The 25,493-nt window shown below is 62.0% G+C and carries 20 protein-coding genes; 4 read left to right on the forward strand and 16 right to left on the reverse strand.

Translation table 11 applies throughout. The annotated features are described in order from the left end of the window. Positions 1–16: 16 nt before the first annotated feature. Positions 17–1,273, reverse strand: coding sequence for an FAD-dependent oxidoreductase (locus AC6I97_RS22105; RefSeq protein WP_497946796.1), 1,257 nt, complete (start codon positions 1,271–1,273; stop codon positions 17–19). Then, entirely contained in the window at positions 1,266–2,549 is a 1,284-nt protein-coding gene (locus AC6I97_RS22110) for an MFS transporter (protein WP_224094010.1), read from the reverse strand. The genes AC6I97_RS22105 and AC6I97_RS22110 overlap by 8 nt, the downstream gene beginning before the upstream one ends. Before the next feature lie 48 nt (positions 2,550–2,597). Here AC6I97_RS22110 and AC6I97_RS22115 point away from each other — a divergent pair, with 48 nt between their 5' ends. From AC6I97_RS22115 to AC6I97_RS22130, 4 genes are all read left to right on the forward strand, one after another. Then, positions 2,598–3,419: an IclR family transcriptional regulator gene (locus tag AC6I97_RS22115; RefSeq protein WP_497946797.1), complete on the forward strand. Its 822-nt coding sequence runs from the start codon at positions 2,598–2,600 to the stop codon at positions 3,417–3,419. A 94-nt stretch (positions 3,420–3,513) separates the two neighbouring features. Further along, positions 3,514–4,653: a cupin domain-containing protein gene (locus AC6I97_RS22120; RefSeq protein ID WP_497946798.1), complete on the forward strand. Its 1,140-nt coding sequence runs from the start codon at positions 3,514–3,516 to the stop codon at positions 4,651–4,653. Beyond that, positions 4,653–5,477 carry a fumarylacetoacetate hydrolase family protein gene (locus tag AC6I97_RS22125; protein ID WP_497946799.1) on the forward strand — a complete coding sequence of 275 codons (825 nt, stop codon included), beginning with the start codon at positions 4,653–4,655 and terminating at the stop codon, positions 5,475–5,477. Before AC6I97_RS22120 ends, AC6I97_RS22125 begins: the two co-directional genes overlap by 1 nt. Beyond that, positions 5,477–6,244 carry a maleylpyruvate isomerase family mycothiol-dependent enzyme gene (locus AC6I97_RS22130; RefSeq protein WP_497946800.1) on the forward strand — a complete coding sequence of 256 codons (768 nt, stop codon included), beginning with the start codon at positions 5,477–5,479 and terminating at the stop codon, positions 6,242–6,244. The genes AC6I97_RS22125 and AC6I97_RS22130 overlap by 1 nt, the downstream gene beginning before the upstream one ends. Here AC6I97_RS22130 and AC6I97_RS22135 read toward each other — a convergent pair whose 3' ends face one another. The 14 genes from AC6I97_RS22135 to AC6I97_RS22200 all read right to left on the reverse strand — a co-directional run bounded on the left by AC6I97_RS22135 (position 6,245) and on the right by AC6I97_RS22200 (position 25,492). Continuing rightward, on the reverse strand, positions 6,245–7,258 hold the full coding sequence (locus tag AC6I97_RS22135; protein WP_497946801.1) for a LacI family DNA-binding transcriptional regulator: 1,014 nt from the start codon (positions 7,256–7,258) through the stop codon (positions 6,245–6,247). A 156-nt stretch (positions 7,259–7,414) separates the two neighbouring features. Beyond that, on the reverse strand, positions 7,415–8,698 hold the full coding sequence (mmsB, locus tag AC6I97_RS22140; protein WP_497946802.1) for a multiple monosaccharide ABC transporter permease: 1,284 nt from the start codon (positions 8,696–8,698) through the stop codon (positions 7,415–7,417). Between the two features lie 5 nt (positions 8,699–8,703). Continuing rightward, positions 8,704–10,233 carry a multiple monosaccharide ABC transporter ATP-binding protein gene (mmsA, locus tag AC6I97_RS22145; protein ID WP_223935636.1) on the reverse strand — a complete coding sequence of 510 codons (1,530 nt, stop codon included), beginning with the start codon at positions 10,231–10,233 and terminating at the stop codon, positions 8,704–8,706. A gap of 144 nt (positions 10,234–10,377) precedes the next feature. Then, positions 10,378–11,502: a multiple monosaccharide ABC transporter substrate-binding protein gene (gene chvE, locus AC6I97_RS22150; RefSeq protein ID WP_224166225.1), complete on the reverse strand. Its 1,125-nt coding sequence runs from the start codon at positions 11,500–11,502 to the stop codon at positions 10,378–10,380. Between the two features lie 371 nt (positions 11,503–11,873). Further along, positions 11,874–14,159: a gluconokinase, GntK/IdnK-type gene (locus tag AC6I97_RS22155; RefSeq protein WP_497946803.1), complete on the reverse strand. Its 2,286-nt coding sequence runs from the start codon at positions 14,157–14,159 to the stop codon at positions 11,874–11,876. Continuing rightward, positions 14,149–15,378 (reverse strand): D-mannonate dehydratase ManD, encoded by a 1,230-nt coding sequence (manD, locus tag AC6I97_RS22160; protein WP_224093992.1) that lies wholly within the window; start codon positions 15,376–15,378, stop codon positions 14,149–14,151. Before manD ends, AC6I97_RS22155 begins: the two co-directional genes overlap by 11 nt. A gap of 154 nt (positions 15,379–15,532) precedes the next feature. Continuing rightward, the gene (locus AC6I97_RS22165) at positions 15,533–16,897 is read right to left on the reverse strand and encodes a mannitol dehydrogenase family protein (RefSeq protein ID WP_497946804.1); all 1,365 of its coding nucleotides are present in this window, start codon (positions 16,895–16,897) and stop codon (positions 15,533–15,535) included. Beyond that, the gene (gene uxaC / locus AC6I97_RS22170; protein WP_497946805.1) at positions 16,894–18,300 is read right to left on the reverse strand and encodes a glucuronate isomerase; all 1,407 of its coding nucleotides are present in this window, start codon (positions 18,298–18,300) and stop codon (positions 16,894–16,896) included. Before uxaC ends, AC6I97_RS22165 begins: the two co-directional genes overlap by 4 nt. Before the next feature lie 92 nt (positions 18,301–18,392). Then, positions 18,393–19,439 carry a LacI family DNA-binding transcriptional regulator gene (locus tag AC6I97_RS22175; RefSeq protein ID WP_497946806.1) on the reverse strand — a complete coding sequence of 349 codons (1,047 nt, stop codon included), beginning with the start codon at positions 19,437–19,439 and terminating at the stop codon, positions 18,393–18,395. Positions 19,440–19,678: 239 nt separating this feature from the next. Beyond that, a complete protein-coding gene (locus AC6I97_RS22180; RefSeq protein ID WP_497946807.1) occupies positions 19,679–20,845 on the reverse strand; it encodes a Gfo/Idh/MocA family protein in 1,167 nt (388 codons plus the stop codon). 24 nt (positions 20,846–20,869) lie between these two features. Continuing rightward, positions 20,870–21,730 (reverse strand): sugar phosphate isomerase/epimerase family protein, encoded by an 861-nt coding sequence (locus tag AC6I97_RS22185; RefSeq protein WP_497946808.1) that lies wholly within the window; start codon positions 21,728–21,730, stop codon positions 20,870–20,872. 62 nt (positions 21,731–21,792) lie between these two features. After that, on the reverse strand, positions 21,793–22,668 hold the full coding sequence (locus tag AC6I97_RS22190) for an ATP-binding cassette domain-containing protein (RefSeq protein WP_497946809.1): 876 nt from the start codon (positions 22,666–22,668) through the stop codon (positions 21,793–21,795). Then, a complete protein-coding gene (locus tag AC6I97_RS22195) occupies positions 22,665–24,554 on the reverse strand; it encodes a dipeptide/oligopeptide/nickel ABC transporter permease/ATP-binding protein (protein ID WP_497946810.1) in 1,890 nt (629 codons plus the stop codon). Before AC6I97_RS22195 ends, AC6I97_RS22190 begins: the two co-directional genes overlap by 4 nt. After that, positions 24,551–25,492, reverse strand: a complete 942-nt coding sequence (locus AC6I97_RS22200) for an ABC transporter permease (protein ID WP_224093987.1) — start codon at positions 25,490–25,492, stop codon at positions 24,551–24,553. The genes AC6I97_RS22195 and AC6I97_RS22200 overlap by 4 nt, the downstream gene beginning before the upstream one ends. Between the last annotated feature and the right edge of the window lies 1 nt (position 25,493).

A 25,493-nucleotide genomic window follows, 5' to 3' on the forward strand; every position in this document is an offset into this window, starting at 1 on the left:
CACCGGGCCCGGCATTTCAGGCGGGAATCCGGTCCGTCTGGCTGGAAGGCGCCGGGACCAAAGCGGGGCTACCGTCGACGTTGCCTGCGTACAGCCAGTCGTTGTACTGGAAGTCGTTGTCCTTGCGGCTCTTGAACAGCAGGTTCCGCAGTACCCGGGCCACTCCGGACACGTGCCAGGATTCTCCCCAGATCCGTGCCGTGCGCTGGACCCGGGCGGTTCGGGCGGCCCGGACCGAGTTGAAGGAGCGAATGGCCTCGTCCCACGCATCCGGGTTGACGCCGTCGGCGGTGAAGACCGTACCGTTGCTGACGTCCTGCAGCACCGCCGCATCTTCGAGGGCTTGGCAGGCGCCCTGGGCGAGGTACTGGAGCATGGGGTGCGCTGCGTCGCCCATCAGGACCATGCGTCCGGCAACCCAGTTTTCTATCGGTTCGCGATCGTACATGGGCCAGCGGATGCCCGTGCCGAGGTTGGCGAGCGCTGCTTGCACGGCGGGGACGCAGTCCTTGTAGGCGGCCTGGAGTTCGTCCACTCCCCCGTACTGTTCTTCACCGCGCTCAAACGACGGCGATTTGAAGACGGCCACGGTATTGAGCAGTTCGCCCTTGCGCAGGGGGTACTGCACCAGGTGGCAGTCCGGACCGAGGTAGACAACCACATCCTCCAGGTCCGTGGCGGGGGTTTCCGCGGTGATGGGCACCGTGCCGCGGTAGGCAACGTAGGCGGAGGAAACGGGCTGGTCTGCTGCTACGAGCGGCCGCAGCGTCGACTTGAGACCATCGGCCCCGATCACCACGTCTGCTTCATAGTCCACACCAGCCGCGGTGTGGACAACACCGCGTCCGTTTACGGTTTCAACGCTGTCCACCATGACATCGTTGACCAGCTTCACGCCCGCCGCTTCACATCCTTCGAGGAGCACGCGGTGAAGGTCGCTTCGGTGGATCACCACGTATGGGGCGCCGTAGCGCTCCTCAAACTCGCCTTTCAGGCTCTGGCGCGTTAGTTCCTCGCCCGTGACTGCGTCGCGGAACACCAGGTGCTTGGGCTGGACTCCGATCTCCAGCGCCTTCTCCAGCAAACCCCAGCGTTTCAGGACGCGGGAGGCATTGGGGGCCATCTGCAAGCCCGCGCCTACCTCACCGAACTCCGGCGCCCGTTCCACGAGCGTGACGTTGGCACCGTTTTCACGCAGGGCCAGTGCTCCGGCCAGCCCGGCCATACCCCCTCCCACAACCAGGACATCGGTGGACGTGGTGTTTTCAGACATTGCTTGCTCCTTGGGAGATTTTGGTTTTGATGGTGAATCTGACGGCGGCCAACAGGACCGCTGCAATGGCGGCGGCACCGGCGAACGCGAGGAAGTTGGAGTTGACGCCGAGACCGGCGGCAAGCAGGAGGCCACCCACCTGCGGCGCAACGACTGCGCCAATGCGCCCGGTGCCGAGCGCCCAGCCAAGTGCTGTCCCCCGCAAGTGGTCCGGATAGTGGCTCGCCACCGCAGCGATAATGAGGCACTGCGTGCCATGGGTTCCGACGCCGGCAAGCACCAAAGCGAGGTACACCACCGTGACCGGCGGCCCGGCCAACAGGACCGAAAGCCCGACGGCGGCTACTGCGGCTGCCGCTATCGCCGTCGGAATCGGACCAAAGCGTGTGCCCGCCCAAGCTGTGATGACCGAGCCGGCGACTGCGCCGAGGTTCAGCGCGAGGGCGAAGGTCAGCGCCGACCCCAGGTTGTAGCCAGCCAACTGCATGAGGTTGGGCAACCACGTACCCAACCCGTACCAGGCGAACAACGTGGCGATGGTAGCCAAGGCGAAGAGCATGCTGACACCCAGATAGGGTGCGCGGAGCAGGGAGCCGAAACCGGCGGGCTCTTGGAAGTCCTTGCCGCCGGATCCTGTGGATACGAGCGTCTCCGGAAGGTACCTCAGCCCGAGCGGCACCACGATCACCAAGGCCACCACAGCCACGAGGAACATGGACTGCCACCCGAAGGCAGGAATCATGGGAATGCCCACCAACGCAGCGATGGATCCACCGATCGGGACGCCGGACATCATCAGTGTGGCAATGGTGGACCGCCACTTTGCCGGGACCAGTTCAGCCACCAACGCGTTGGCGGACGGGACCAGCCCGCCGAGACCGATGCCGGCGAGGAGTCGCAACGATCCGAAGACAGCCGCGTTGGGTGCCAAGGCGCAGAGGACGGTGAACACCGAGAAGGCGATCGCGCAGCCGAGGATGGTCTTGCGCCTGCCCCACGAATCGGCCATGCGGCCCGCGAAGATGGCGCCGATCATCATGCCGAGGAACGCCATGGAACCGATGGTCCCTGCTGTTGCCTTGGTGAGGCCCCAGCCGGTTTCGGAAATCAGGGAGGACTGCACGGTGCCGTAGACGATGAGGTCGTAGCCGTCGAAGACCACCAGCAGCCAGCAGACCAGCACGGCGAGTGCCGGGCCTTTGGAGAAGCGCGGGGCCATGCGGCCAAGGTCGGCAGTAGGCCGTTGCGACGCTGCAGCGGGAAGTGTGTGATTCATCCCACCACTGTCAGGTGAACAGCAACCGAAGCACCATAGAATTCTGTTGTGCAGAACAAGCCCGCCACCCAGTCCAGCCGGAAGCCCGTGCAGAAGCGGCCCACGTATTCCATTGAGGCGGTAGACAACGCCCTGCAACTCCTCCAGCTTCTCCGCGACGGCGGCGCGCTCCGCCTCAAGGACGCAGCAGCAGAGCTCGGGGTGGCTCCCTCAACTGCCCACCGGCTCCTTGCAATGCTCGTTTACCGGGGCTTCGCGGTGCAGGACGAGAACCGGCGCTATGTCCCGGGACCGGCAATGGGTGTCGGCCCCGCCGGCCTCAGCTGGACCAGGCTGCTGAGGGATTTGGCGCTGCCCCATATGGAACTGCTGTCCGCACGGCTCGATGAGACGGTCAACCTGATGGTCCGTGTGGGCACCAAGGTCCGCTTCCTCGCAACAGTGGAGGGGAGCAACGTCCTGCGTATCGGAGACCGTCAGGGGACGGTCATGCCGGCGGACAAGACCTCTGGCGGGAAAGCGATGCTCGCCGAACTGGAACCCGCGATGATCGAACAACTCTTCCGCAGCCAGAATGCCGAAATAGGCGGCGACACCATCCCGGACGCAGAGTATGCCGCCTTTATCCGCGAACTGGACAGCATCCGGAACAACGGTTTCGCGGCCAACTTCGAGGGCACGGAGGAAGGAGTCAGCGCCCTCGGCATGGCACTCCACAACCGGCACGGGCAGGTGGTTGGGGCACTAACCGTCGCCACGCCTGCCACCCGGTTCCGCAAAGTGTTCGACGCCGGTTTGGTCGCCTCCCTGCGGGAAACCTGCCGACAGCTGGAGATCGACATCGCAGCCAACCCGGCAGAACCCGGATAACAAATTCTGCAGAACAGAATATCCTCGGGATCACTGACGGTAATCCGTAGGGTCGAACTACGCCAAAACTGTTCACCCTATCGAGGAGGCCTACGTGTCCATCAGCGCCGAGAACACGACTCATGCATCTGTGGCCGCCAGCCACGCCCTGCCGGAGCCGACCCCCGAGGAACAGGCGCAGCTGGAGCAGCTGTACAAGGACTTCGAGTCGGAGAACCTGATCCCGTTGTGGACGGAAATCGGTGACCTGATGCCGATGGTCCCAACCCCGAAGGCCGTCCCGCATGTGTGGCGTTGGAATGATCTGTACCCCCTCGCTGCGCGTGCCGGGGACCTGGTGCCCGTTGGCCGCGGCGGGGAACGCCGCGCCATTGCCCTGGCCAACCCGGGCCTGGCCGGCACGCCGTACGCGACGCCGACACTGTGGGCCGCGATCCAGTACCTGGGCGGCGGCGAGACCGCCCCGGAGCACCGGCATTCGCAGAACGCCTTCCGGTTCGTCGTCGAAGGTGAAGGCGTCTGGACGGTCGTAAATGGCGATCCTGTGGCGATGCGCCGCGGCGACTTCCTGCTGACCCCGGGCTGGAACTTCCACGGCCACCACAACGACACCGACCAGCCGATGGCATGGATCGATGGGCTGGACATCCCCTTCGTCCATTACGCGGACGCCGGGTTCTTCGAGTTCGGCACCGAACGCGTCACGGACGAAGCCACGCCGGACATCTCGCGCTCTGAACGTCTCTGGGCCCACCCGGGCCTCCGTCCGCTCTCCGGTCTGCAGGACACCACAAACTCCCCCATCGCCGCGTACCGCTGGGAGCACACCGACGCAGCCCTCCGTGAGCAGTTGTTGTTGGAGGACGAGGGCCACCCGGCCACCGTCTCCCAGGGCCACGCCGCCATCCGGTACTCAAACCCCACCACCGGCGGGGACGTCATGCCCACCATCCGCGCCGAATTCCACCGCCTCCGCGCCGGCGCCACCACCGAGCTGCTCCGGGAGGTCGGTTCCAGTGTCTGGCAGGTCTTCGAAGGCACCGGCACCGTTGTCCTGAACGGCGAAACCAAACACCTGGCCAAGGGTGACCTGTTCGTGGTCCCGTCCTGGCAGGAGTGGTCGCTGCAGGCCGACGCTGTTTCACAAACTTCGTTTGACCTGTTCCGTTTCAGCGACGCCCCCATCTTCGAACGACTGAACTTCAACCGCAGCTACACCGAAGGACGCAAGTAATGAGACTCCTCACCCTCCGCACCGCTGAAGGCACCAAAGCTGTCCGCCAGGACGGCGACACCCTCACCGAGATTCCCGGCTTCGCCGACGTCGGCGCGCTGTTGGCCGACCCCGCCTGGGAAACCACGGCGAAGGCGGCCAACGGCGCAACGCACGCGCTCGACGGCGCCGACCTCGCCGCCGTCGTGCCTGCACCAGGGAAGATCATCTGCGTGGGCCACAACTACCGCAACCACATCAAGGAAATGGGCCGGGAGATCCCCGAGTACCCCACCCTGTTCGCGAAGTACCAGGAATCCTTGATCGGCCCGAACGATGACCTGGCGTTGCCGCAGGAATCGGACACCGTGGACTGGGAAGCCGAGCTCGCGGTGATCATCGGCAAGAAGGGCCGGCGCATCACAGAGGCGGACGCAGCCGACCACATTGCCGGGTACGCGGTCCTGAACGACATCAGCATGCGCGATTACCAGTTCCGCACCATCCAGTGGCTCCAGGGCAAGACGTGGGAGAACTCCACCCCGTTCGGCCCTGCCCTTGTCACCAAGGACGAATTCACCGCCGGCCCGCTCATGACTTCCGCCGTGGATGGCGAGATCCAACAGAGCACTCCCACCGGCGACCTCGTGTTCACCCCCGAATTCCTGGTTTCCTACATCTCCACGATCATCACGCTGAACCCGGGCGACGTGATCGCCACCGGGACCCCCGGCGGCGTCGGGCACGCCCAGGACCCCAAGCGGTACCTGCAGGAAGGCCAGCTGCTGGTCACCACCATCGAGGGCCTGGGCCAGCTAAGCAACCGCGTGGTCAAGGAAGCCTGATGGTCGCCCGCCACGATCTCGCCACCGATCCGCGCCTGCAGGAAGAACTCCTGCAGGCGCGGCGGGGAACCGCCTTCTTTGCCCGGAAGCTCAATGAACTTGCCGACTCAGAGCTCGACGGCGCGTCGCTGCTGGCCGGCTGGTCCCGCCGCCACGTTGTAGCACATGTGGGCTACAACGCTCGTGCGATCGCCCGGCTCGTGGAATGGGCCGCCAGCAGTGTGGAAACACCGATGTATGCCTCGCCCGAGGCCCGCAACCAGGAAATAAACTTCGGTGCCACGCTTTCCCCGATCGCGTTGCGGAACCTCTTCGACCACTCCGCAGTGCACCTGACCGTCGAATGGCGCGACCTCCCGGACGCGAACTGGGCCCACGAAGTCCGCACCGCCCAAGGCCGCACCGTGCCAGCATCCGAAACAGTGTGGATGCGCACCCGCGAAGTGTGGGTCCACGCCGTGGACCTGGACAACGGCGCCACCTTCAACGACATCCCTACGTCGGTCCTCGAACGTCTACTCGGCGACATCACCGGTGCATGGGAAATCCGCGGCACCGACACCGGACTTCTCATCAAGGTCAACGACACTGCCGGGAACGGCACGAGCCTTACGTTCGGCGACACCACCGCTGGAGAGCCGACGATCATCACCGGCCCCCTTCCCGCCGTCGTCGAATGGGCCGCAGGCCGCGGCAACAGCGGCATCACAGCCGCCGGACCTGGCGCCCCAACGCAGGAAATGCCGGCCGCGCCGGCATGGATCTAGCTACAACGCAGCGGGTGGAGTTGGCGGCGCCGTAGTCGAGCGGATCACCAGGCGGGGATTCACGATCTGGTCCTCGTTGCCTGCTTCACTTTCCAACTGCTGGAGTAGCGCGGACATGCAACGGCGGCCGAGTTCTTCAAAGTCCTGCTTGATGGTAGTCAGCGGAGGCAGGAAGAACGCAGCTTCAGGTTGATCGTCATAACCCACCACACTGATGTCTTCAGGGACCCGCAACCCGGCTTCCTGGAGGGCGCGAAGGACTCCCACAGCCATTTGGTCGTTCGCAATAAAGACAGCAGTGACAGTTGGCTGATCCTCGAGCTTGCGCTGTTCGATGAGCGCCAGGCCTGCTTCATATCCCGAGGCGGCATCCCATCCCCCTTGGAGAAGAACGTGCGCCTCCAAGCCCGCATTGCCGAGTGCCTCCTGCCATCCCTTGATGCGCTCAGCCGCGTCAATCCAGTGCGTCGGACCGGAAATGTGTCCGATGTGGCGGTGTCCGAGCCCGATGAGATGTTCCACCGCCAACCGCGCTCCCAAACGCTGGTTCAGTGAAGCACCCATCAGTTCGTTCCCAGTTCCGGCGCCCACGGCCACCATGGGAAACGGGACGATGACGTCACGGAGGGCGGCCAGGACATCCGGATGGGGTACGAGGATGACCACGCCCTCCACTGACTCGTTGCGGAAATGGGCGATGGCGTCGTTGATGCTGTCGCCTGTTACTTCGCGGAGGTTGGCGATACTGACGAAGTAGCCCGCTTCCCGGCCCGCCTGTTCAACTCCCAGCAAAGTATTGGCAGGTCCGTACTGGCCGGTTTCGCAGGCAAGCACGCCTATGGTCCGGGACCGCCGCGTCACCAAGCTGCGTGCGGCCGTGTTGCGCCTGTATCCAAGGCTCGCGATAGCCGATTCCACGCGTTCCTTGGTTTTGCTGCTGACATTGGGGTGGTTGTTCAGGACGCGGGAAACAGTCTGGTGCGAGACCCCGGCCAACTTGGCTACATCCCCCATGACGGGTGGCCTGCTCGGTGTTGCCCCGGGAGACATCCGCACCTCACTTTATGGATTCGTATGGCGGGCTTGGACAGGATTGGCCCGCATCCGGCTCTTCACTCTGAGCAGGACAGCTCAGCTCGAGCAGGATGCAGGCCAATCCAGGGATTCTTGCTATTTGACGTCTACCCGCACAGGTTCAGTCTTGGCAGGTTTGGTAGCTTCGGTTGCCGGAGGCGTGGTCTTCCACTTGAAGCGGCGGCTGATTGATGATCCTCCACCAGCACCTGTCCGGTTCTTGTTGAAGATGTCGAAGCCGACTGCAAGGAGGAGAACCAGGCCCTTGATGAGCTGCTGGTAGTCGGTTCCCAGACCCAGGATGGACATACCGTTGTTCAGGACGCCCATGATGAGGCCACCGATCATTGCTCCCGCAACGGTACCGATGCCGCCTTGGACGGCCGCGCCACCGATGAAGGCGGCAGCAATGGAGTCCAGTTCAAAGCCGGTACCGCCAGCAGGCTGGGCAGAGTTCAGTCGGGCTGTGAACACCAAACCAGCCAACGCGGCGAGGACGCCCATGTTGACGAACAACCGGAAGGTTACCTTCTTGGTCTTGATGCCGGAGAGCTCTGCTGCATGCAGGTTGCCACCAATGGCGTAGGTGTGGCGCCCGAAGATGCTGTTGTTCATCAATGCCGAGTACAGGATCACCAGGACTGCCAGCACGATCAGCACGATCGGCGTTCCACGGTAGCTGGCCAGGAGGAAGGTGATGATCAGCATCAGCACAGCGATGAAGCCGTTCTTGACGGCAAACCATGCCATCGGCTCGTTCTCAAGGTTGAACTTGCGCCGGACACGGCGCTCCTTGATGGCTTGGAAGAGAATGGCTGCGGTGCCGCCGACGCCCAGGATGACGGTCAGCCATTCCAGTACGGAGGTGCCTCCGGAGATATCGGGGAGGAAACCTCCACCGAGCGCCCGCAACTCGTTGGGGAACGGGGTGATCTGCTGGTTCTTCAGGGTGATGAGCGTCAGGCCGCGGAAGATGAGCATGCCGGCCAGGGTGACGATGAAGGCTGGAATGCCCACATAGGCAATCCAGTAGCCCTGCCAGGCACCCACCAAGGCACCTACCAGGAGGCAAGCCGGAATGGCCAGCCACCACGCCCAGCCCCAGTGCACGATCATCACGCCGGCCACAGCACCGATGAACCCGGCGATGGATCCGACGGAGAGGTCGATGTGGCCGGCGATGATGACCATCACCATGCCAATGGCGAGGATCAGGATGTAGCTGTTCTGGACCACCAGGTTGCTGACGTTCTGCGGTTCAAGCAGGATGCCGTTCGTCAGGACCTGGAAGAGGATAACGATCAGGATCAGGGCGACGAAGATGCCAACCTGGCGGAGGCGGCTTGTGAGGAAGCCAAGGGATTCTCGTAGGGCGGACATGTTGGCTATTCCTTCTCTTGAGTCATGAAGTGCATGAGGGTTTCCTGGGTGGCCTCGGCGATGGGGACCTCGCCGGTGATGTGCCCTGCGGACAGCGTGTAGATCCTGTCGCAAATGCCCAGGAGCTCAGGCAGCTCCGAGGAGATCACGATCACGGCTTTCCCGGCGGCTGCGAGTTCATTGATGATCGTGTAGATCTCGAACTTGGCGCCGACGTCGATGCCCCGGGTTGGTTCGTCCAGGATCAGCACGTCCGGATCCGAGAACATCCACTTGCTCAGCACCACTTTCTGCTGGTTACCGCCGGAGAGCTTGCCGGTGATGGCTGCCACGGACGGCGCCTTGATGTTCATGCTCTTGCGGTAATGGTTGGCGACGGTGGTCTCTTTGTTGCCATCAACCCAGCCACGTTTAGCCAGCTTGTTCAGCGCCGCCATGGAGATATTCCGCTTGATGTCCTCGATCAGGTTCAGGCCATAATGCTTGCGGTCCTCGGTGGCGTAGGCAATGCCATGATCGATCGCGTCGGAAACCGTGGAAGTGTTGATCTCTTCGCCGTACTTGTAGACCTTGCCCGAAACGGCGCGTCCGTACGTCCGGCCGAAAACGCTCATGGCCAACTCGGTGCGGCCCGCGCCCATAAGGCCTGCCAAGCCCACCACTTCGCCCTTGCGGACATTCAGGTTGGCGTTGTGCACCACGATGCGGCTGTGGTCCTGGGGATGCTGGACCGTCCAGTCTTCAATGCGGAGGACTTCCTCGCCGATATTCGGAGTCCGGTCCGGATAGAGGCTTTCAAGATCACGTCCCACCATGCCGCGGATGATGCGTTCCTGGGTGATCTGGCCCTGGTCCAGGCGCAGCGTCTCAATGGACTTGCCGTCACGGATAATGGTGACGGCGTCAGCCACCTTGCGGATCTCGTTGAGTTTGTGGCTGATGATGATGCTGGTGACGCCCTGGCCCTTGAGGTGCAGGATGAGGTCCAGCAGGTGGTCCGAGTCTTCATCGTTCAGTGCAGCGGTTGGCTCATCCAGGATGAGCAGCTTCACCTCCTTGGAGAGCGCCTTGGCAATCTCCACGAGCTGCTGCTTGCCAACACTGATGTGCTGGATGGGTGTGACAGGGTTTTCGCTCAGACCTACACGGGCAAGCAGCTTGGCGGCCTCGAGGTTGGTTTTCCGCCAATCCACCCAGCCGTTGTTTGCCAACTCGTTGCCGAGGTAAATGTTCTCAGCGATGGAAAGGTACGGGCTAAGAGCCAACTCCTGGTGGATGATCACGATCCCGCGCTTCTCACTGTCCGAGATACTGTTGAATTCGCAGGGTTCGTTCTCAAAAAGGATGTCGCCGTCAAAGGAGTTGTGCGGGTAGACCCCGGACAACACCTTCATCAGGGTGGATTTCCCGGCGCCGTTCTCTCCACAGATGGCGTGGACTTCGCCGCGGTTTACATCCAGGGTGACATCCTGAAGGGCCTTGACCCCGGGGAAGGTCTTGGTTATTCCTCGCATTTGAAGAATGGGTACGTTCATCGTCAATTCCCACTGACTGGTTGGAACTTGGCCTGGCCGGGGATTCGGCCGGCTCATGGTGGGTTGTGGCCCCGCCCCGCTTTAGCAGCGCTTGGCAGCGCTTGGCAGCGCTTCGGCAGCGGGACCACAACCCGAAGGAAGTGCTTACTTGACGTCGGATTCCTTGTAGTAGCCCGAGTCGATGAGTTCCTTCTTGTAGTTGTCCTTGGTGATGATGACGGACTTCAGGAGGAAGGCCGGAACAACCTTGACCTTGTTGTTGTAGGTCTTGGTGTCGTTCGTTTCCGGCTCGTTGCCCTTGAGCACGGCGTCAACCATCTTCACGGCCTGAGCTCCGAGCTGGCGGGTGTCCTTGAAGATCGTGGAGTACTGCTCGCCGGCGATGATGGACTTCACGGAGCCCTTTTCGGCGTCCTGGCCGGTAACTACCGGCAGCTTTCCGGTGGAGTAGCCACCCGTGCTGGTCAGGGCCGAGATGATGCCGATGGACAGGCCGTCATACGGGGAGAGCACACCGTCCAGCTTGGTGCCGGAGCTGTAAGCCGAGGTCAGGATGTCTTCCATGCGCTTCTGGGCAACGGGTGCCTGCCAGCGCAGGATGGCTGCCTGCTCGAACTTGGTCTGGCCGCTGGGAACCTTCAACGTGCCTGCATCCAGGTACGGCTTGAGGGTGTCCATGGCGCCAGTCCAGAAGAAGTTGGCGTTGTTGTCATCCGGGCTTCCGGCGAAGAGCTCCACGTTGAACGGGCCCTTGCCTTCAACCTTCTTGCCACTTGCGTCCACCAGGCCAAGGCCGGTGAGCAGTGACGTAGCCTGCTGGACACCTACGGTGTAGTTGTCGAAGGTGGTGTAGTAGTCAACGTTCGGTGTTCCGTTGATGAGGCGGTCGTAGGCGATGACCTTAACGTTCTGTTCCTTGGCCTTGGCCAGGACGTCGGTCAGCGTGGTGCCGTCAATTGCTGCGATGATCAGTGCCTTGGCGCCCTTGGTCAGCATGTTCTCGATCTGGGAGACCTGCGTAGGGATGTCATCGTTGGCGAACTGAAGGTCAGTCTTGTAACCAAGGTCCTTCAAGGATTTCTCAACGTTGGCGCCATCGGCAATCCAACGCTCGGACGTCTGGGTCGGCATCGAAATGCCTACCAGCGAATCGCTGGGCTTGGCGGTGCTGCTGGATTCTGCAGCTCCTCCGCGGCTCCCGCAGCCCGTGGCTCCCACGGTCAAGGTAAGGACAACCGCTACGGCGCCCAGGAGTTTCTTTAATCTCACGATGCTCTCCTTCCGCGGCAGCTTTGCCGCGAACTCTGATGCAGCCGGAGCATCTGCGCATCCGGCACGGTGAAGCTGGGTTGGCCTGTGTGCTGGGGGCGGCACATGCCACTTCAAGGTGATACGACTGCCATTGTGAACGCTAACAATACCGTCGGTCAAGTGGATTGGATCACAATTTGGTTATAACGCTACTCGGCAGTAATCCCTGCGGGAAATTCTTGACTTGAATCGTTGTTAGCGTTCACAATTGGCCCGCGTTCGTGTTCCCTGGGAAAGGAAGAGCCCGGCACCGCCTTGTGGGCAGTGCCGGGCTTCCAGTGCTCCACCGTGATGACGTGGAGGAGCACGTCCCCGCCGAAAGTGGGGAGCTAGAGCCGGGTGTCGAACGAATCGCAGAAGACGTTCTCGTTGAACGTCCCCTGGAACTCGGACTTACCTTGGATTTTCAGGATGGTGGCACGGATGGCCTCGCGCGTTCCTGCGTGAGCGTGAATGGCGGTCTTGACCATGGGTACATCGATCAGATGGTTCGGCTGGTTCAGGGAAACAAAGACAGTGGGAACTTCGGTGGCGTACCAAGGAATTTCAGCAGCCATGGGCGAGGACCACTTGATCCGTATTGCCGCTTCCTGCGCGAAGCCCTTGACGTTGGCAAACACGAATGCGGCGTCGTACTTCTCCGCGTAGTCGCCCGTTGCTTCCTCGGCGAGCACCCTCATGAAGTTCATGCCGGGCTCCCCCGCAGCTTCACGCTGCTCCGCTGTTTTGAAGACATGCACTTCAAAACCCGCGGATTCCAGTTCCTCCTTGACCGTGTCCAAATAAGCCAGCGGATCTGCGCGGGTAAAGTCCGCCCCGCCCGAAATGCCATAGAGCCGGATGCGTTTGTGCGTCCCGGGCGTGATGGGCAGGTTCCGGACTGTGTCCTTGACAAGCGTGACGGTCTTGTCCGCAACGTCTGCGGCAATTGCACGGTGCGCGTCGCTGCCGATGACGGCCAATGCTTCTGCGGACGGCACCAGCCTTTCGCGCTCAATCCGGTGCAATCCCAGTGTTGCCTTCAACCCCAGGATCCTGCGCAACGCATCGTGGAGACGGGCCTCCGTGATGACACCGGATTTGTAGCCGTCCACCATGTATTGGAAGTCCTCGTCGGGATTGCGGAAGAAGAGGAACATGTCGCAGCCGGCCGCGATGGTGGCAGGCACCAAATCGCGCCGCTTCATTGCCTGCGTCAAGCCGACCATGAGCGAAGCGTCCGTGAGCACCAGCCCGTTGAAGCCGAGCTCGCCTCGCAGCAGGTCCTGCAACAGTTCAGGAGCGAGTGTCGCCGGCAACACCTCGGAGTCCGACAGCCCGGGACGGAAATGTCTGGAGACCTCGGGAGCACCGATGTGCCCTACCATGATCGACTGCACGCCGTGCCCGATCATTTCGCGGTACACGTGCCCGTACGTCTTGTTCCACTGGTCATAGTCGAGCGTGTTGTAAGACGTGACCACATGCTGGTCGCGTTCATCAATACCGTCGCCCGGGAAATGCTTCACGGCGCAAACAGTTTGTGACTCGCTGATTCCGTCGAAGTACGCCTTGGCACGCTCCACCACAATCTCCGGCGTATTGCCGAACGCCCGGGTGGAGATGACCGTGTTCCGCCAGTTGTAGTGGATGTCCACGATCGGCGCGAACGCCCAGTTACAGCCCAGCGCGGCCGTTTCGACGCCGGCAACCTGGCCCATTTGCCGGGCGATTGCCTTGTCCGGGTGTGAACCCGCCTGCAGGTGCGTGGCCACAAACGTGCCGTCGTCGCAACTGCCCGCTCCGCCCATCTCCGGGTTGGAAGCGATGAGCAGCGGGATGCGGGTTTTGGACTGCGCGTAACGGATGTGTTCCTGGACGGCCGCCGAGGGACCCGGCCGGTAGCGCATGCCGCCCACATGGAATTTCTCCAGCACACCATCGAGGTACTCCGGGGAGTAATCGTTGTTGTGGTTGATGAACAGTTGCCCGATCTTCTCCTCGAGGGTCATTGAGCCGATGGTGTTCTCCACCCATGCGACAGCTTCGTCATCAAGATGGAAGGGAGCAGCTTTGAGGTCCACCAGGAATGGCCTGGACGGCGCTTCAGCAGGTCCACTCAAAGCCAGGGTCACTTCATCCACGATCTCCTCCACGGATAAGGCGATATCCAGGACTATTCCGGCTTCGTCGTCCTGCAAGGGCTCCAAAGTAGCTAATTGTGAATCAAGGAGCGAGGCTGGCATGAAGTGGCCGGGTCGGGCGTTCATGCGTTCATTCAGCAACTCTCGCGTGCCGTACAGGTGCACGAAAACCACGGATGGATCGCCGCTGCGGATGATGTCCCGGTAGGAGCGCTTGAGGGCGCTGCACGCGATCACCAGAGCAGCGCCCGACGCCGTGAAGCGCCTGCCGATTTCGGCCAACCAGGGTGCCCGGTCGTCGTCGTTCAGCGGAGTACCCGAGGCCATCTTGTCGATGTTTGATTGCGGGTGCAGCGAATCGCCGTCGAGAAATTCAGCGCCGAGGCGTTCAGCGAGGTCGGCGCCCACGGTGCTTTTGCCGCAGCCGGCCACGCCCATCACCACGATGTGGTGCCGGGCGTCGCCTGCCGAAGGAACCGGCTTACCAGTCATGGACCGTGCCGTCCACGAGGCGGTTGTACGGCAGGTATGCCTGCTGGTACGGGAACGCAGCGGCCGCTTCCTCGTTGAACTCGACGCCGATGCCGGGCTCGTCCCCGGGGTGCAGGTAACCGTCCTTGAAGGTCATGGACTGCTGGAAGACTTCGTTGGTCTTGTCCGAGTGCTGCATGTATTCCTGGATGCCGTAGTTGTGGATGGCCAGGCCAACGTGCAACTGGGCGGCGAAGCCCACCGGGGAGATGTCCGTGGGGCCGTGGAAGCCGGACTTGATCTGGTACTGGGCGGCGAAGTCCATGACCTTCTTCAGCGGGGAGATACCGCCAAAGTGTGTGGAGGCCGCACGGACGTAGTCGATCAACTGTTCCTTGATGAGGGTCTGGTAGTCCCACACGGTATTGAAGATTTCGCCGATGGCCAGCGGCGTTGTGGTGTGCTGGCGGACCAGGCGCAGGCCTTCCTGGTTCTCGGCCGGTGTGCAGTCCTCCAACCAGAACAGGTCGTACGGTTCCAGTGCCTTGCCAAGCTTGGCCGCCTGGATGGGTGTCATGCGGTGGTGGCCATCGTGGAGCAACGGAATTTCCGGGCCGAACTCATTCCGGACGGCTTCGAATACCGTGGGCAAGTGGCGCAGGTACGCGCGGGTGTCCCAATCCTCCTCCAACGGGAAGTTTCCGCGGCCTGCGGGCTCGTAGTCGTACCGCTCGCCAGACGCCTGGGCTTGGGCGGCAACCCCGTACACAGCCTTGATGCCCGGGACCGCGGTCTGAATTCGGATGGACTTGTACCCGAGTTCCAGGTGCTCGCGCACCGAGTCGAAAAGCGAGGGAATGTCCGAGCCGGAAGCATGGCCGTAGGCGCGCAGCCCGTTCCGGGACGCGCCACCCAGCAACTGGTAGACCGGCATGCCGGCCACCTTGCCCTTGATGTCCCACAACGCCATGTCCACCGCAGCAATCGCGGCCATGGTCACCGGGCCCCGGCGCCAGTAGGAGCTGCGGTACAGGAACTGCCACGTGTCCTCGATCCGGTGCGGATCCTTCCCGATCAACAGCTGCGCAACATGCTCCTTGAGATAAGCGGCGACGGCGAGTTCCCGGCCGTTCAGCGTGGCATCACCAATACCCGTCACACCATCCTCGGTGGTGATACGCAGGGTGACGAAGTTCCGGGAGGGGCTGGTCACGAAGACTTCAGCGGCAATGATTTTCACAGCTTTTCCTTTCGGGATTGGGCTGGGTTGAAGGGTTCCTTCTCGCCTCAATGCGATATTCACCACAAATACTGAATACGAGTCTAGAATTGTTTGCCATATTTGGCAATCGGTTGCCAGTGCGACAACCGCGCGAGCCTCGGAAAAGGGAAGCCTAGGCTGCAGTTCCTGTCCCGGCACGGTGAGTGGCCCAAACCGAGGTCAGCTCCTGGATCAGCTCCACGACTCCTGGCTCATCGGCAAGGTCTGGATCCAAAAGCCGCAGCAACGCCGCAACCCGGGCACGTCCGGAGAGTTCATTGGCAGCCGCAATGCCTGAAGCCCTGGGATCCTGAAGCCCAGGATTCACCGCGATGTAGGCAGACCACACCGCGATCATTCTCGCCGCAGCAGTGCCGCTTCGCCCCGCGGCGCGCTCCGCACGGAGAACCGGCAGTGCACGCATCCGGAGCTTGGTGCTGCCATCCATGGCAATCTGGGCCAGATGATGTGCGATCCGGGAGTTTCCAAAACGTTCAAGCAATGCAGTCCGGTATTCAGGGATACGGAGTTCCCGCCCGGGAAGGTGCCTGGCGGCTTCGTCCCAGAATTCCTCTACCACTTCGCGGCATACCGCATCGCCCAGGGCCTGGGCCACTGTGGTGTGGCCGCGCAACTGCCCTGCGTAAGCCAGGATGGAATGCGCGCCGTTGAGGAGCCAAAGTTTGCGGTTTTCGTAGGGTTCGATGTCATCCACGAAGACCGCTCCAGCGTCTTCCCAACGTGGACGCCCGAGGGGGAAATGGCCGCTCAGCACCCAGTTGCGGAAAGGTTCAGTGACCACCGGGGCTTCGTCCCGGTACCCGCACTGCTTACCGACCAGGGCAACATCGTCAGCCGTAGTGCGGGGCGTGATGCGGTCCACCGATGTGCTGACAAAGCTGACGTTGTTGTCGATCCAGGCGGCGAGTCCGGGGTCCAAGCCCAGGGCGATTTCCGCTACGCCCGCACGGGCCACGTTTCCATTGTCAGAGAGGTTGTCGCAGGAAACCACAGCGAGGGGTCCGGCGTCGGTCTCCCTGCGGGCGGCGAGGCCAAGGACCAAGCGGCCCAACGGCGTCGTGGGTTGCTCCCCCGCGACCAACCGCGGCAGGTCATCCGCGCCGTGTGCGTAGGCGGCCTCCGTGATGGTCAGTGTTATCACCGCTGTTTGCGGTGCTGAGACCAGTTCAACCAATCGTTCAATGTTGGCGCCGTCGATGGCTTCTACAACGCTGCCTACAACCTCAAAGGAATCCCCTGCATCGGATCGTTCCACCAACGTAAAGAGACCGTCCTGGGCCGCAAGGACCTTGGCGGCATCCGGACGACGCCCCGTGAACGAGGCGATGCCCCAGTCCCCTGCGTCGCCGGCATGCTGTGTGTACCAGGCCTGGTGCGAACGGTGAAAGGCCCCGAGTCCCAGGTGCACAATGCGCACGGGAGCCTTTTCAACAGCTTTGACCTCACGGTTCAATCGCCTGAGCCCATCGACGCTCATAGTTTGAACACCCTGCGTGGCGAGGAATCGACGACGTCGAGAATCAGCTCGTGGGCGCGGGCTTCAGTCACGCGGTGCTCGGCTACAAGGCGCGCAAGGAAGGATGCTTCAATCCTGCGTGAGGCGTCATGCCTTGCCGGGATTGAACAGAACGCGCGGGTGTCATCGATGAAGCCCGAGGACCGCGAGAAACCTGCGGTTTCCGTTACTGCGGAGCGGAAGCGCAACATGGCATCCGGAGCATCGAGGAACCACCACGGCGCACCGATGAAAACAGACGGATAGAAACCGGCCAACGGCGCGAGTTCACGGGAAAAAACGGTCTCATCGAGGGTGAAGAGCACCAAGTGGAAATCCTTGGCCGTGCCAAAGTCCTGCAGCAACGGACGGATCGCCTCGGTGTAGTTCACCGCGAACGGAATATCGTGGCCGGTGTCCGCACCAAAGGACTCGAACGTGGGGCCATGGTGATTCCGGTACGAGCCAGGGTGGATGGTCATCACCAATCCGTCGGCCACTGACATGCGTGCCATCTGGTACATCATGTGGGCCTCGAACGCGTCACGATCCTCGGCTGTAGCCTTGCCAGCACGGGCAAGTTCAAAGAGTGCTTCAGCTTCTGCGGTTTGCAGTTTGAGCGTGGCAGGCGTGCGCACGCCGTGATCCGCCGAAACTGCGCCATGCTCAACAAAGTAGCGACGGCGGTTTTCCAGGGCCGCGATGTAGCCTGCATAGCCCGTTGCGCCGTCGGCGGCAGTTTCGATCAGACGATCAACGTTGGCCTTCCAGCTGGGATGCGCCACGTTCAGATAAGCATCCGGTCGGAACGTTGGAAGCACCCGGCCGTTGAAGCTGGGGTCATTGGTGAGGGCCTTGTGGCTGGCAAGGTTGTCCAGAGGATCATCCGTGGTGGCCAGGACCTCAATGTTGAAGTCCTTGAAGAGCTGGCGAGGACGGAAGTCCGGCTCTACCAGCTTGGCCGCGATCGCGTCATAGCTGGCGTCAGCCGGCATCTCACTGAGGTCTGCGCCGAGTTTGAACACTTCGTGGAATTGGGTGCGCAGCCAGTACCCGGAGGCAGTGCCCTCGAACAGCGGCCAAGCCTGGACGAACTGCCTCCAAATCTCCCGCGAATCAGGCGCGGACGCTGTACCTGTGAGCAACTGATCCATCGGAACACCGTTGGCGTGGATCAGGCGGGTGACGTAGTGGTCCGGGCTGACCAGGAGCGCTGCAGGGTCAGGGAAGGGCGTGTTCTGTTCAAGGACAGCGGCGTCAACGTGGCCGTGCGGAGAAATGATGGGCAGGTCCTGGACGCGCTCCAGCAAGGAGCGCGCGATGCTGCGCGTGCCGGGATCTGCGGGCAGGAGCCTGTCAGGGTGTGCTGCGATGGACTGTGACATAGGTCAATCTTGCGGTTCACCTTGCCATCTTGTCAACCGGTTGCCAAAAATTGCCAACTCGTTGCAACAATCATTTGCCTAAACACTGGGGACTAGCTCAGCAGCCTTCCACTGGAGCCCCGCACAACGAGCTCGGTCTCCACGCTCACAGCTTCGCTGGGGGCATCGTGGCCTTGCAACATGTCCAACAGGATGGTCACGGCACGCGTGCCGCATTCCCCCAAGGGTGAACGCACGGTGGTCAGTGCGGGGGTGGTGAAGTCTGCGCCGAAAATGTCATCGAAGCCAACGATGCTGATTTGGTCCGGAACGCGCATGCCGCCAGCCTGCAATTCCTGCATCAAACCGATGGCCAGGAGGTCGTTGTAGGTGATGACGGCCGTAGCTCCGCTTTCCAGGACGTCGCGCGCAACTTGCCTGCCGCCGTCGACCGTTGGTTTGGAAGATTCCAAACGGACGGCGCGCAGCTTGGACCACTCGCAGGCAGCTTTGACGCCCTCCCAGCGGCGGCCCGTCATCCAGGACTGGGCAGGCCCGGCGACGTAGGCAAGATTGGTGTGCCCATTGGCTGCCAAGCTGCGCACGGCCTCGCTGATGCCCTTGTTCACATCCGGAACGACGCACGGGACGCCGTCGATCTTGCGGTTAATGACCACCACAGGCTTGTCCGCTGAAAGGGCCCGGATGTGGTCGTCGTCCATGCGGGGACTCGCCAGGATCAGTCCGTCGACCGTGCTCAACAGACGGCGCGCCGCAGTGACTTCGGTCTCTGGCGACTCAGCGGATTCCGCCAGGACCAGCGTGTAATCGCGGGCCGATCCGGTGGTTTCGGCACCGCGGATGATGTCGAAAAAGGTGGGATTGGTAATGTCCGCGACAATCAAACCGATGGTCTGCGTGCGGCCAGTGGGAAGCGCGCGGGCGAACGGGTTCACCTGGTAGTTCAGCTGCGCAGCCGCGTCCTCGATAATTTTCTGCGTCTTGGCACTGACCCTGCCCGGCTTGCTGAGGGCACGCGACACCGTCGACGGGTTCACGCCCGCGAGCTTGGCGATGTCGTAGATCGTGGCGGAGGACTTTTCCCCCCGGCCACGCTTAGTGGGTGCAGTTGCTGCTCCGGTGCTCGTCACGTCAGTCACCGCTTCATCCTAGACCGCTTGGCAACAAAAACGGCCGGTTGCCATCGAGGAATGCCAAAAACCCAGTGGGATGTGAGAGAGGAACGGTAAAAACCCAGTGGGATGTGAGAGAGGAACGCTAAAAAGCCAGTGGGATGTGAGAGAGAAACGTCAAAAACCCAGTGGGATGTGAGAGAGGAACGGTCTGTCCGGATACTCCCTCACATCCCGGCGAGCCTCTACCGGCGCTCTACCGCGCTCTAGCGGCGCTCGGGGAACTTGCCCTCTTCCGCGATGCGCTTGTTGAGCTCCTGCAGGAATTCATCCTCGTCAAAGTCCAGCGAAACTTCCTTCCCGGTCCAGCTGGAGAGGTGGATGGCATTGGCCAGGCGGACGCCGTTGATACCGTCCGAGCCCGGAGCAAGCAGAGGAGTCCCGTCAAGGATGTTGGCCGCAAAGTTCTCCAGGACACCGGCGTGCTGGCCGCCCCACGCAGACTCGAACTCGATGACCTCGCTGCTGTACAACTCGTCGCGGTTCAACTGGCCCATAAAGAGCTTGCGGACGCCCTCCGTATCCATCGAATCACTGATTTCCCGCTCCGGCTTGACCAGCCGGGTGACTGTGGCCACCTTGCTGTCCTCCACCACGATCTTGCCCTGGTCACCGAGGATTTCGAATCTGTCGGTTCCCACGATGTCGTGGGTGGCCGTCACGAAAACGCCCGTGGCGCCGTCGCCATAGTCCACTACTGCGGTGACTTCATCCTCGACTGCGATATCGCGGCGGAAGCCGTACGCCACCTTGGAGTAGACAGACTGGGGGACGCCACAGATCCACTGCCAGAGGTCCAGCTGGTGCGGTGCCTGGTTGACCAGAACGCCACCACCTTCGCCTCCCCAAGTAGCCCGCCACTCGCTGGAGTTGTAGTAACCCTGCGGCCGCCACCAGTTGGTGATGATCCAGTTGGAGCGGCGGATCTTGCCGATCTCGCCGTCATCGACGATTTGCTTGAGCTTCTTGTAGAGCGGGTTGTTGCGCTGGTTGAACATGATGCCGAAGGAGAGCTCAGGCTTGGAAGCGGCGAACTCGTTCAGTTCCTTGACCTGCCTGGTGTAGACCCCGGCTGGCTTCTCCACCAGCGCGTGAATGTCGCGCTTGAGTGATTCGATGCCCATCTCGGGGTGCAGGAAGTGCGGCACGCAGGTGATGACAGCATCAACGGCACCGCTTTCCAGCAGCGCAATGTAGTCCTCATAGAACGGGACATCCGGGTACTGGGAGGCCGCAAGTTCCTTCTTGGCAGGATCGACATCGCAAATGGCGCCGATCTCCATGTTCGGGACCAGGCCGTCCGTAATGAACTTGGCGTAGGCGCCACCTTGCTGGCCCAGGCCGATGATGCCGAGGCGTACTTTCTTGCTCATGAATGCAATCTCCTGTGTTGAAATCTAGAAAAGGTCAGCGTGGCCCATGGCCACCAGGTTGTCGTACGAGGTCTGGAGTGCGTCCCAGACGGTCCGGCCGTACAGTTCGTCCTGCTCCACAAGCAGATATTGGGCACCAGCGGCCAGGGCGGCAGGAATGATGGATGGGAAGTCCAGGTTGCCTTCGCCCACTTCAGCGAACTGCACCACATTCCGGAACTCCGCCATGAATCCGGGAAAGTCGCCCTTCTCCAGGAGCCCGAAGGACGATTCCGGCATCTGACCGATCCTGTAGTCCTTGAGGTGCACCATGGCAGTCTTGCCGGCGTACTTTTGGAGGGTGCGGACCGGGTCCAGGCCTCCGCGCTGCACCCAGTGGACGTCAATCTCCATGCCCATGGCCGGGGAGTTCCCGGCGATGATGTCCAGCATGTACCTGCCATCAAACTTGGCGAATTCGATGTGGTGGTTGTGGTAGTACAGGCCGATGCCGTGCTCCTGCAGCCGCTCTGCGTAGCCATTGGCCTGCTTGGCGAATTCCACCACCGAATCCAGGGATTTCATCGCTCCGAACGGAAGCATGCCGATGCGCAGCAGCGAGGTATCCAGACGCTTGGCATCGTCCACGATCTTGTCGAAGTTCTCTGCCAGTGACTCCACCGGCATGCCCTTGCGGCCTTCAATGTTGACTGAAAGCGCGGCGATATCCATACCCAGCTCCGTGCGGGACCGATCCAGCTCGCCCACATTCTCCGGAGTCATCGGGATCTGGGAAATCTCGACGGCGTTATAGCCGATCGCACTGACCTTGCGGAGCGTTTCGAATGCTCCGACGTCAGCAAAACTGTCCTTCAGCATCATGGCTTGGACGCCTATTGTGGCCACTTTTTCCTCCGGGGTTTCCGGGCCCTTCCGGACCCTGGATGTGTCATGGGATGCCGGGCTGTTCAGGCCACGGCACCTTGCTGTTCGATTTGGCTAAGTTGGTTTGCGAGCAGCCGGTGGCGGTCTGCCCGGCGCTGTTCCTGGCGGTCAGGATCCGGCACGGGCGAGGCGAGCAACAGTCGCTGGGTGTAGGGGTGTTCAGGATCGCGGGTGACCACCTCGGCGGGGCCTTGCTCCACGATTTCACCGTGGTACATGACGGCCACGCGGTGGCTGATGTGCCGCACGACGTCGAGGTCGTGGGACACGAACAGGTACGAAACCCCGGTGTCCCTTTGGATCTGCAGGAAGAGGTCCAGCACCCGGGCCTGGGTGGAGAGGTCCAATGCGCTGACCGGTTCGTCGCAGACAATGAGTTTGGGTGACAGTGCCAACGCCCGCGCAATTGCAACACGCTGGCGCTGGCCGCCGCTGAACTCACGCGGTAGCCGGTGGATCGCGTCCGAGGGCAGGCCCACCTGGTCCAGCAGTTCCTTGACGCGCTTCTTGGCCGCTGCAGGTTCCATGCCCTGAACGCCCAGCGGTTCAGCCAGGATGTCTCCAATTTCCAGCGCCGGGTTCAGCGAAGTGTAGGGGTCCTGGAACACCACCTGAAGGTCCCGGCTCAGCGTCCGGCGTTCCTTGCGCGAGGCGTTGCTGATGTCGTTGCCTTCGAAAATCACCTTTCCGGACGTGACGGGTGCGAGGCCCAGAACAGCCCTGCCCAAGGTGGTCTTGCCCGATCCGGACTCCCCCACCAGGCCAAGGGTCTCGCCTTGGCCAATGCTGATGTTGATGTCCGTAAGGGCCCGGAAGGGCTTGGCCCTGAACCGCTTGCTGGGGTACTCCACCACGAGGTTGTCCACGGATAGTAGCGGGGAGCTTTGTACGGGGCTCATGCGACGGGCTCCTTGTCCTGTGATACAAGCATCGTCATGGGGGTCTTTCCTTCGAGCATGGATCCAAGAAGGGTCTGGGTGTATGGCTCTTTCGGGTTTCGGAGGATATCCCGGACGGTTCCCTCTTCAACAAGCCGCCCGTTCTGCATGACAACAACACGGTCGCAGAGGTCGGCGACAACGCCGAAGTTGTGGGTCACAAGGATCACACCGATGTTCAGACGCTGCTGCAATTCGCGGAGCAGGTCCAGCACATCCGCCTGGACGGTGACGTCCAGCGCCGTGGTGGGTTCGTCAGCGATGACCAGGTCCGGTTCGCAGCTGATGGCACCGGCGATGAGCACGCGCTGGGCCATGCCACCGGAAACCTCGTGCGGGTAAGCGTTGAAGGTCAATTCCGGGTTGGCAATGCCGACGTCGGTGAGCAGTTTGAGCGCACGCTGGCGGGCTTCTGACTTCGAGATTCCCAAGACACGGACCATGGGGGTGACCAGCTGGTAGCCAATGGTGAAGGCCGGGTCCAGGTTGCTCATCGGTTCCTGCGGGATGTAGGAAATCCTCCTGCCGCGCAGCTTGGACAACCGCTCCTGGCTGACGCGGTCCTCGCCCGGGGCCACGGTGTAGCTGCCGTCGAACTGAATGGAGCCGCCCACAATCCTGGCGTTGTCCGGGAGCAGGCCCAGGATGGAGAACGCGGTCTGGGACTTGCCCGAACCCGATTCGCCCACAATGCCCAGGATCTCGCCGCGGTCCACGTGGAACGAGACGTCGTCCACCACCTTCTTGATGGAACCATCAGCCTGCGGATATCCGACGCCGAGGTTCGTCACCTTGACCAGGTGATGCTCAGTTCCGGCCTCGACGGCGGCCACGGATTTGCGTGACTGGCGCGCCTTGGCGGGTTCCGCCGTCGTGCGTTCTGCAGCGTTGCCTTCGGCTTTGGCGACCTTCTTCTTGCGGTGCTTGATCTTTTCGCCGTCTTCCAGGGCATCGCGGATAGCGTTGCCAAGCAGGACGAGTCCACCGATGGTGAGTGCCATGGCAAGTGCCGGCCAGAGAAGCAGGGTTGGCGTGAGATAGACGTTCTTGAATCCCTCCGAGAGCATGACGCCCCACGTTGCTTTGGTGGGATCACCAAGGCCCAGGAATTCAAGGCCGGACTGGATGGCGATGGCCACCCCCGCGATTGCTGCGGTCTGGATGATGATGGGTGCGCGGACCACGGAGAAGATATGGCGCGCGATGATGCTCAGGTCCGAAAGGCCGGAGACACGTGCGGCATCCACGTAGAGCTCGTTGCGGACCGACTGGACCGCGGTGCGTGTCAACCGGAAGTAGGACGGGCTGATGAGGACACCGAAGGCGATCATGGAAATCCACACGGATGGACCGAACGCCGCGCGGATGGTGAGCAGAACGATCAAGCCGGGCAGGCTCATGAGGATGCTGACCACCCAGTTGGAGACCGCTTCGAACTTGCCCGCGTAGTAGCCGGCGATCAGGCCTGCGGGAAGTCCTATGGCGATCGCCACGCCTGCGCACAGCAGGGCGGACAAGAGGGTGAGCTGGGCGCCGAAGAGCAGGCGGCTCCAGGTATCGCGGCCTGCACTGTCAGTCCCCAGGATGTTCACGGAGTCCGCCGGTGCCAAGGTCTTGGTGATGTTCGCGAAGTTCTCCTCAAACGGAGCCAAGACCGGGGCGAAAATAGCCAGCAACGCAATGCTTCCCAGGATGACCAGCGAGGCGATACCCAGGGGGTTCCTGAGGAGGCGGCGCATCATTCCGGAACGCACCACGGTACCGCTTTGTCCATCGGGGGCCTTCGCTGCCACACCCATGGAGTCGGGACTTGCGGAAATTGCCGCTGAATCTACGGAATCGCTCATGACACACGTACTTTCGGGTTGAGCCAACCATTGAGAATGTCCACCAGGAGGTTCACCACGATGACCACCACCACGGTGTACATCACCACTCCCATGACTACGGGAAGATCGGACTGGCCTGTTGCGGTAACTGCGAGGGGACCCATTCCTGGAAGGGCGAAGATCTGCTCGATGATCACCACGCCTCCCAGCATGCCGATCAGTTGCAGGCTCAATACTGTGAGGCCTGCCGGAGCGGCGCTGCGGAGCACGTGCTTGAACAGGATTTCACGCTCGCCAATGCCACGGCTGCGCAAAGTCCGGACGTAGTCACGCTCGAGCTGCTTGATCACGGCACTGCGGATTTGCTGTGCCCCGCCGGTCACTCCATTGATGAGCAGGGCGATGACCGGAAGGGTCATGGAGTACACCCAGGCCTCGGGTCCCACCTCGGGAGAGATAGTGCTGGTAGCCGGGAAGAGGCCCAGCTGGATGGCAAGGATAGTCACAAGGAACACGCCGATCACGTATCCGGGGATGGAGTCGCCGATGATGGCGCCAACCTGGACTGCCCTGTCAACCCAGCCGCGCTTTACCGCTGCAGCAACGCCGATCAGGGCTGCGCAGATGGCGATCAGGATCATTGCGGCGAAAACCATGGTCATGGTTACCGGGATCCGGGTGGCCAGGGAGTTGGCCACCGGCTCCGAGGTGAACCAGGAGGCTCCAAGGTTTCCGCTCAAGGCATCGCCCAACCAGGCGAAATAGCGCGTTGCAAGTGGCTGGTCGAGACCGAGCTCCTGTTCCTTCATGGCCACCTGTTCAGGTGTGGCTTGGTCACCCAGGATATTTTGGGCGATGCTTCCGCTGGAGGTGTACAGCAGGATGAAGGTGAGCGCCGAGACTACGAACAACACCACCAGACCGCTGCCCAGCCTTTTCGCAATGAACTTGATCATG

The organism is Arthrobacter sp. TmtSoilC48 (assembly GCF_059739425.1).